The sequence below is a fragment of the Sphingomonas sp. genome, assembly GCF_031380695.1.
Lineage (GTDB): Bacteria > Pseudomonadota > Alphaproteobacteria > Sphingomonadales > Sphingomonadaceae > Sphingomicrobium.
This window is the reverse complement of sequence record NZ_JANMWY010000306.1, coordinates 1-5,265: the sequence shown is the minus strand read 5'-3', so window position 1 is coordinate 5,265 and position 5,265 is coordinate 1. Positions and strand designations below refer to the sequence as shown.

General features: G+C 69.0%; 6 protein-coding genes and 1 pseudogene. 6 read left to right on the top strand and 1 reads right to left on the bottom strand.

The features are described from left to right. Nucleotides 1-505, top strand: a pseudogene (locus RMN84_RS11060) (cysteine--tRNA ligase); the annotation flags it as partial. Beyond that, on the top strand, nt 502-918 hold the full coding sequence (locus RMN84_RS11055) for an iron-sulfur cluster assembly scaffold protein (RefSeq protein WP_309612225.1): 417 nt from the start codon (nt 502-504) through the stop codon (nt 916-918). The pseudogene RMN84_RS11060 and the gene RMN84_RS11055, both read left to right, overlap by 4 nt. On the opposite strand, the gene RMN84_RS11050 is transcribed toward RMN84_RS11055, so the two are convergent. Next, nucleotides 915-1,466, bottom strand: coding sequence for a shikimate kinase (locus tag RMN84_RS11050; RefSeq protein ID WP_309612224.1), 552 nt, complete (start codon nt 1,464-1,466; stop codon nt 915-917). The genes RMN84_RS11055 and RMN84_RS11050 overlap by 4 nt on opposite strands. 134 nt (nt 1,467-1,600) lie before the next feature. On the opposite strand from RMN84_RS11050, the gene RMN84_RS11045 reads away from it, so the two are divergent. The 4 genes from RMN84_RS11045 to RMN84_RS11030 form a co-directional block, all read left to right on the top strand. Further along, the gene (locus tag RMN84_RS11045) at nt 1,601-1,750 is read left to right on the top strand and encodes a hypothetical protein (RefSeq protein WP_309612223.1); all 150 of its coding nucleotides are present in this window, start codon (nt 1,601-1,603) and stop codon (nt 1,748-1,750) included. Nucleotides 1,751-1,955: 205 nt separating this feature from the next. After that, entirely contained in the window at nt 1,956-3,548 is a 1,593-nt protein-coding gene (locus tag RMN84_RS11040) for a hypothetical protein (RefSeq protein ID WP_309612222.1), read from the top strand. Next, entirely contained in the window at nt 3,548-4,429 is an 882-nt protein-coding gene (locus tag RMN84_RS11035; protein ID WP_309612221.1) for a tyrosine recombinase, read from the top strand. Before RMN84_RS11040 ends, RMN84_RS11035 begins: the two co-directional genes overlap by 1 nt. Nucleotides 4,430-4,463: 34 nt before the next feature. Beyond that, nucleotides 4,464-5,265 (top strand): acetyl-CoA carboxylase carboxyltransferase subunit alpha (locus tag RMN84_RS11030; RefSeq protein ID WP_309612220.1); only part of this gene is annotated, 802 nt, incomplete at its 3' end.

The following is a 5,265-nucleotide window of genomic DNA, read 5'->3' as shown; positions in this document are numbered from 1 at the left end:
GGCGGCGGGGCATCGGGGAGAGACTCTTCGAATGGCTCTGCTCAGCGGCCACTACCGCAGTCCGATGCCGTGGACAGAAAGTTTATTGTCACAGTGCAAATCGACGCTCGACGGACTGTATCGTAAGGTCAAGAGGTTCCGACCTGATGTTTGGGAACGTGCAGGCGACTTCAAACCGGGCGAACTACCACTACCCGACGACGGTGTGGTTTCCGCGCTTCGCGATGACCTAAATACCCCCCTAGCGATCAAACGCTTAAATGAGATCGTCGGCGACGGTAACGTGGCATCGACTGCGCAATTTCTCGGGTTGCTAACAAGCAAAGGTTCGTGGTTTCGGCCGCCAGGATCAGACAATTCGGCGATCGAATTAAGTCTGGACAAGCGTACCACCGCCAAAGCCGCCCGCGACTTCGCCACCGCCGACCGCATCCGTGACGAACTCGCTGCCGAGGGGATCATCCTTGAGGACGGGCCGAACGGGACGACTTGGCGCCGGGCGTGAGCGAGCCGCTTTACACGCGCGACATTCTTCGCCTCGCGACGAGCATCCCGCACCTCGGCGCGCTCGATCGCGCCGATGGCCATGCCGAACTTCGCTCCCCGACGTGCGGAAGCCGCGTCGCGGCGTCGGTGCGGATGGAGGACGGCCGCGTCGCCGCGCTCGGCCAGTCGGTCGAGGCGTGCGCGTTCGGGCAGGCCAGCGCGGCGCTGATGGGCGCGCATGCGGTCGGGCGGTCGCGCGCGGAGGTCGCGCAAGCGCTGGCGGAGTTGACCGATTGGCTTACGGGTAAGCGGGTCGATCCAGGGAACTGGCCCGGCCTCGCAGTCCTCGCCCCCGCGCTGCCCAAGATCGGCCGCCACGGCGCGATCCTGCTGCCGTTCCGCGCGCTGCTGGCGGCGATCTCTGCTTCCTAGCGCACCTTCCCCCCTGCCAGATGCGCCTCCACGCCCGCCACAATCGTCTCAACGACGTCACCATGGGCGCCATCGGCGCTGATGACGTGGATATGCGCCTCGGCGTAAAAGGCCGATCGCTCCGCTGCGAGGCGGGCTAGGGTCGCTTTAGGGTCGCCAGTGTTGAGCAGCGGCCGCGTGTCGCGCCGTGCCGTTCGCGCCACCAGCACCTCGACCGGCGCATCGAGCCACACCGTGATCGCGCGCTCGTTGAGCAGGCGGCGCGTGTCGGGGTCGATGTAGGCACCACCTCCGGTCGCAATGACCCGCACCGCGCCGTCGAGCAGTCGCGCCACCAGCCGCCGCTCGCCGTCACGGAAGCTGGCCTCGCCGAACCGTGCAAATACTTCCCCGGCGGGCGCGCCAGCGGCGTCGGCGATGGCATCGTCGCTGTCGACGAACGCCAGCCCGAGCCGCGCGGCCAGGCGGCGGCCGATGGTCGACTTGCCCACGCCCATCAGGCCGACGAGCACGATTGGCCGGGCGAGGCCGACGATCATTCGGGGCATCGCGGCGGCAAGATGGGCGAATAAAGCATCACGTGGGCTATACATAAGGGCGCAAGGTCGGGCAAAAGCGCGTCCGAAGCATTTAGCCCAAGGTCGTCATGGTCCGCTCTCCTCCCCGAATCCAGTCGGCCCCGATGCGCCGCCGCCCGATGTCGCCGCTCGTGCCGCTGTTGATCGTGCTCCTTCTGCTCGTCGGCGGGGTGTTCCTCTTGTCGCGCAGTGTCAGCGAGCAGCCGACCAAGGTCGTCGAGGTCGACGTCGCACCCGATGCCGCCGCGCACTAGGGCTCTTCTTGCCGCAGCGGCAGTAGTGGCGCTGGCGATCCCCGTACTGGCGCAGGATCGACCGACCTCGATCTTGCCACCTGGCTTCGGCGATCCGGCTCCGCCTGCGCCGAAGACGCCCCCCCCGGCTGCGCCGTCCGTTCCGGGGGCAGAGCCTGCTGCGACCGCAACCCCAGCCCCATTGACCGGTGATGCCGAAGCGCAGGTGGCCGAATCCGATTCGCTGTCTCCCGCCGACACCGCCGCTGCCGACATCGCCGAGCCGATCGAGGTGCCCGACCGGGCGCGGCGCGATCCGACGCTGGTCGGTCGGCTCGACCCGGCCGCGATCGGCTTGGAGCGCAACCCGTGGGGCGGCGCCAGCGGGCGCTTTCTCGAGCGGGCAATGCGCCATACCGAGGGCGCGCTGCCGTCGCGCTGGCTCCACATTGCGCTCCGCAACGCCCTGCTGGCGCGGGCCGAATCGCCCTATGGCATCGACGGCGCCGACTGGACCGCCGAGCGGGCCTGGCTGCTGCTGCGCATGGGCGAGGCCGATGCCGCGCGGATGCTCGTCGCCGGGGTCGACGTCGCCGATTTCACCCCCAAGCTGCAGCAGGTTGCGGTGCAGAGCGCGCTGGCCAGCGCCGATCCGGCGGGGCTTTGCCCGATCCGCGACGGGCTGAGCAAGGTCGAGCCGCGCATCGCGCCGCTGGTCGATGCGATCTGTTCCTCGCTCGCCGGTAATCCGGAATCAGCGGCGGCCGACATCGACGATGCGCGCCGGCGCGGGCGGATCGGCGGGATCGACGTCAGCCTGGCCGACAAGCTGGTCGGGGCCGGGCAGGATACCAAGCGGGCGGTGACGATCGAGTGGGATCCTGTGCCGGGGCTGACGGCGTGGCGCTTTGGCCTGGCCAGTGCGACCGGGTTGGCGATTCCCGAGCGGTTATTCGCCGACGCGGCGCCACAGTTTCGTGCCTGGGCTGCGCGGGCGCCGATGCTGGCGGTCGACCAGCGTCTTCCGGCTGCGCGGCTGGCGGCGGGACTGGGCGTCTTCTCGGGCCAGTCGCTGGTCGACGTTTATTCGGCCCAGTACGACCGCACCGATCCCGATGAATTGACCAAGAGCGATGCGTGGCAGCTGCGGCTGGCGTTCGTCGGCAAGGATCAGCCGACGCGGCTGGCGGCGATGCGCAAGCTGTGGCTCAAGGCCGACAAGGATCCGATCGAGCGCGAGGCGACGCGCGCCATGCTCGCCATCGCCGCCAGCCAGGTGCGACCCGACGCCGCGCTGGCCGAAGATGCGCCCAATCTCATCGCGTCGCTGCTGGCGGCGGGGATGGATCAGGCGGCGGCGCGCTGGGTTCGGGCGCTCGCCGACATGGACGACAGGCCGCAGGACGTTTGCTGGGCGATGCTGGCACTCGGCGCGCCGTCGACCCGTGGCCTGGACCTCAGCTACAAGCGCATCGACCAGTTTATCGGCCGTGATACGAGCGAAGGGCACCGCCGCGGCGCGCTGCTCGTCGCCGGCCTGGTTGCGCTCGACCGGATCGACGGCCCGACGGCGGGCAAACTGTCGGGCCGCTATGGCTTCGGCCTTGACCGGCGCAACGAGTGGACCAATTTGATCGACGGAGCGGCCAAGCGCGGGCAGGGCGGGACCGCGACGGTGCTTGCGGGGCTGGCGTTTCACGGCGACCGGTGGAGCAATATTCCGGCGCTTTTCCTGTTCCACATCGCCGCCGCGATGCACGCCACCGGCCAGGATTTCAACGCCCGCATGATCGCCGCAGAGGCGCTTAGCCGGTCTTGATGAACGATGCGGACCGGGCGCTGGTCGATCGCTTCCTCGACATGATGGTGGCGGAGGCGGGGGCGGCGCGCAACACCCTCCTTGCTTATCGCCGCGATCTGGAGGCGGGGGTCGAGGTGCTCGGCGAAGTCGGCACCGCCGACAGCGCCGCGCTGAAACGACTCGGCGAGGCGTGGCGCGATCTTGCCCCGTCGACCGTCTCCCGGCGGGCGTCGTCGCTGCGTCGCTTCTACGGCTTCCTGTTCGACGAGGGATTCCGCCCCGACGACCCATCGGCGGCCCTGCCGCGCCCGGTCCACCAGCGGCCGCTGCCGCGCATCCTCGACGCGCCCGAGATCGAGGCGATGTTCCGCGATGCCGAGGAGCGCGCTGCGTCCGGCCAGCGCGAAGCGGTGCGCAACCTGTCGCTGCTCGAACTTCTCTACGGATCGGGGCTGCGCGCAACCGAGCTGGTCTCGCTGCCGCGCGGCGCGCTGCGCGTCGGCCAGCCCTATCTGATCCTGCGCGGCAAGGGGGCCAAGGAGCGGCTGGTGCCGATCTCCTCCCGCGCGGAAGCGGCAGTGGTCAAGTGGCGCGAGCAGGTGCCGGGCGACAGCGCGTGGCTTTACCCGAGCGGCAAGGCGCACCTGAGCCGGGTCCGCCTGTTCCAGATCGTCCGCGCCATGGCCGCCCATGCCGGGATCGCGCCCGAACGCGTCAGCCCCCACGTCCTGCGCCACGCCTTCGCCACGCATCTGCTGGCCGGCGGAGCGGATTTGCGGGTGCTGCAGGCGCTGCTCGGACACGCCGACATTGCCACCACGCAAATCTACACCCATGTCGACAGCGCCCGGCTAGTCGAGTTGGTCAACGCGCGGCACCCGCTGGCGGACAAAAGTTGACCCTAAACAGCGCGCGGCCTAACTCGCGCCGCTAATGGCCACCACCTACCTCGATTTCGAAAAGCCGATCGCCGAGCTTGCCACCCGCGTCGCCGAGCTCAAGGCGACCGCGAAATCGGGCACGGTCGACATCGATGCCGAGGTCGGCCGGCTCGAGGCCAAGTCGACCAAGCTGTTGCGCGACACCTATGCCCGCCTGACGCCGTGGCAGAAGTCGCAGGTCGCGCGCCATCCCGAGCGGCCGCACTTCAACGATTTTCTCGCCGGCATCGCGGGCGATTTCGTCGAGCTGGCCGGCGATCGCGCGTTTGGCGACGATCCGGCGATCGTCGGCGGGCTGGCGCGGATCGACGGGCGGCGGGTGATGATCATCGGCCATGAGAAGGGCGACGACACCTCCAGCCGCCTCAAGCATAATTTCGGCATGGCCAAGCCCGAGGGCTATCGCAAGGCCATCCGCCTGATGCAGCTGGCCGACCGCTTCGGCCTGCCGGTGATAACGCTGGTCGATACCCCCGGTGCCTTTCCCGGTGTGCAGGCCGAAGAGCGCGGCCAAGCCGAGGCGATCGCCCGCTCGACCGAACAGTGCCTCGCGCTCAAGGTGCCTCTGATCGCCGTAGTGGTCGGCGAGGGCGGATCGGGCGGCGCGGTGGCGATTGCCGCCGCCAACCGCGTGTTGATGTTCGAAAATGCGATTTATTCGGTCATCTCGCCCGAAGGCTGCGCGTCGATCCTGTGGCGCACGGCGGACAAGGCGGCGGACGCGGCCGAGGCAATGAAGGTCACCGCCGCCGACCTCAAAACACTCGGCGTGGTCGACCGGATCGTAACCGAGC